Here is a 2,323-nt window from a genome sequence, read left to right as displayed (position 1 = left end):
GCGTCATCGTCGGGGAAGGTGATCCCGCAGCGTTGGAGACCGTTGCCGCGGTCCACCCAGACCTCCGCGGGTCCGTTGACCAGGATGTCGGTGACGAAAGGGTCGGCCAGCAGCGGTTCGAGCGGGCCGACACCGACAAGTTCGGACTCCAGTGACCGGTAGAGGGCCAGGGAGTCGCTGTCAGCGGGGCCGGTTTCGGCTCGAACGGCCGCCGCGATGCGTGAGGACGTCATCGCGCCATCGGTGTTGACCAGCCGCCGGCGGATTCCCGCCAGCAGATCCTCGTCGGGGTGTGCGGTGTTCGTGAGACCGGACGAGGCCGCGGTCGGCACCGCTTGCGGGTGCTCCGGTCCCGTCCGTTGGACCGTGACGTGATCGTGGGTGCGGTGCGGCGCGGGCCCGGACGCGGAGTGCTCAGCAGTGGGATACCCGTTCACGCCGCCACGTCCGAACGTGCCAGACCGAGGTCGTTGAGGATCTGGCCACTGACCCGGGCCAGCGAACTCCGGCGACGACTGCCCGGTGGTTCTCCTCGCTCCAACCCGGAGGCGAGACCTTGTTCGTGCCGCAGAATCCCCGCTACCGGCAGCGCGAGCGCGTCGGAGACGGTGTCGGCCTGGAGCCCGGCCGGGCCCGGCAGCCGTACGACCACGCGAACGTCGGCACAGTACCGGTTGGCCGTGTCGCACACCCGACCGGCAGCGGCGATCGCGCGGACCTCGGCCGGCACGACCACAAGGATGATCTCGGCCAGCTGCATCGCGACGGCGGTGGTCTGGTCGGGAAAGCGCGGAAGGTCGACGACGAGAAGATCGTTTCCGCGCCGGGCACTGGTCAGTATCGAGGTCATGGCGGACGGTGCGATCACCGTCGGACTGATCCTGTCCCAGGAGAGCACGGGGAGCTCCCCAAGGGACGGCAACGCCTCGGTCAGCATCCGGCGTGGCAGTCGGCCGTGGGCGGATGCCAGGTCCGGCCATCGCATACCGGGCCGGTCCTCTATGCCGAGGGCGAGGTCGATACCACCGCCGAGCGGGTCGGCGTCCACCAGAACCGTGTTGAAGCCGCGGCGCAGGGACGCAAGAGTCAGCGCGATCGAGAGGCTGGTGGCCCCCGCGCCGCCTCGACCGCCCACCACGCCGACCACGGTGCCGCGTCGCTGGTCCGCCTCGGTGGCGTCGACGAGCACGTCGACCATCCATTCCTCCGCATCGGGCAGGAAAGCCACGTGTTCGGCGCCCAGTCGAACCGCCGCTTCCCACACACCGCCGTCGTCGAGGTCGGAGCTGACCAGGACGACGCCTGGGCGTCGGGGGAGCCCGACGGCGACGCAGGACGGCACCCGATCGGCGCCGACGAGGACGAGCGGGGCGCTGCTCCAGTACCGGCGGGCGAGGTCGGCGTCGGCTACGGCGTCCACGGTGACCCCGGCCGCCGCGGCAAGCCGTAGGAGATCGTCGAGCAGTAGTGGTTCGTCGGTGACGACTAGCGGCCGGATACCCGGCTCGGATTCGGAAGTAAGGGCGAGAACGGGCGGTGCAGGTGTCATGGCAGGGCCCTTCCGTCGTCGGATACGGGGACGGACATCCACCATGACGTACAGAGGGCCTGTGGAGGATTTCTCCTCCACAGGCCCTGAATATGTTTTAATAGAAGATTTTGTTCTGAATCAAGAACTATCGACCTGTGCTGACGATCCCTACGCTGACGATCCGCCGTCGAGCTATCAGCTGATCGGTCGTGCTGTCAGCTGGGTGGAGGGACGGCTCAGCGACCCAGGTCCTAGGGCGTGTTTGAAAAGTGGGGGGCGTGTGATCCCACCTTGATCTGGTTTTGTGACCGAACAGCCACGATCACTGTATGGCGCGGGGTGACCTGACGAACGAGCAGTGGACGATACTGGAGCCACTGCTACCAACGGAGAAGAAGAAGCCTGGCCGGCCGCCGATCTGGACGAAACGGCAGCTGATCAACGGGATCCGGTGGCGGACGAGAACCGGAGCGCCGTGGCGGGACATCCCCACCCGCTACGGGCACTGGCGCACTGTGTACGGGCTGTTCCGGGACTGGCAGCGTGACGGCACCTGGACGGCGATCCTGACCGCGCTCCAGACACGGGCGGACGCGGCCGGGTTGATTACCTGGGAGGTGTCGGTGGACTCCACCGTCGCCCGCGCCCACCAGCACGCTGCCGGGGCGTCCAAAAAAGGGCTCTGCAGAAGCAGAGCCCGGGCGGGGTCGCCATCGAGCCGGCCGACCACGCCCGTGGACGCTCCCGCGGCGGTCTGACTACCAAGGTGCACCTGGCCTGCGAGCAGGGTCA

The 2,323-nt window shown here is 68.1% G+C and carries 1 protein-coding gene and 2 pseudogenes; 1 reads left to right on the top strand and 2 read right to left on the bottom strand.

The window, feature by feature from the left end; all coding sequences use genetic code 11:
* Positions 1 to 332: pseudogene (locus DD1DGNOD_RS30295) on the bottom strand (TadA family conjugal transfer-associated ATPase); the annotation flags it as partial.
* Positions 333 to 433: 101 nt separating this feature from the next.
* Positions 434 to 1,549: a septum site-determining protein Ssd gene (gene ssd / locus DD1DGNOD_RS25285; protein ID WP_131771173.1), complete on the bottom strand. Its 1,116-nt coding sequence runs from the start codon at positions 1,547 to 1,549 to the stop codon at positions 434 to 436.
* Positions 1,550 to 1,860: 311 nt separating this feature from the next.
* On the opposite strand from ssd, the pseudogene DD1DGNOD_RS25280 reads away from it, so the two are divergent.
* Positions 1,861 to 2,323, top strand: a pseudogene (locus tag DD1DGNOD_RS25280) (IS5 family transposase); the annotation flags it as partial.

Source organism: Candidatus Protofrankia californiensis (assembly GCF_900634765.1).
Taxonomy (GTDB): domain Bacteria; phylum Actinomycetota; class Actinomycetes; order Frankiales; family Frankiaceae; genus Protofrankia; species Protofrankia californiensis.
Note: the sequence above shows the minus strand (reverse complement) of the source record. Positions and strands in the feature narration are given on the sequence as shown.

Coding starts and splice junctions, on each gene's coding strand:
- ssd (WP_131771173.1), bottom strand. CDS start 1,549: ATGACACCTGCACCGCCCGTTCTCGCCCTTACTTCCGAATCCGAGCCG.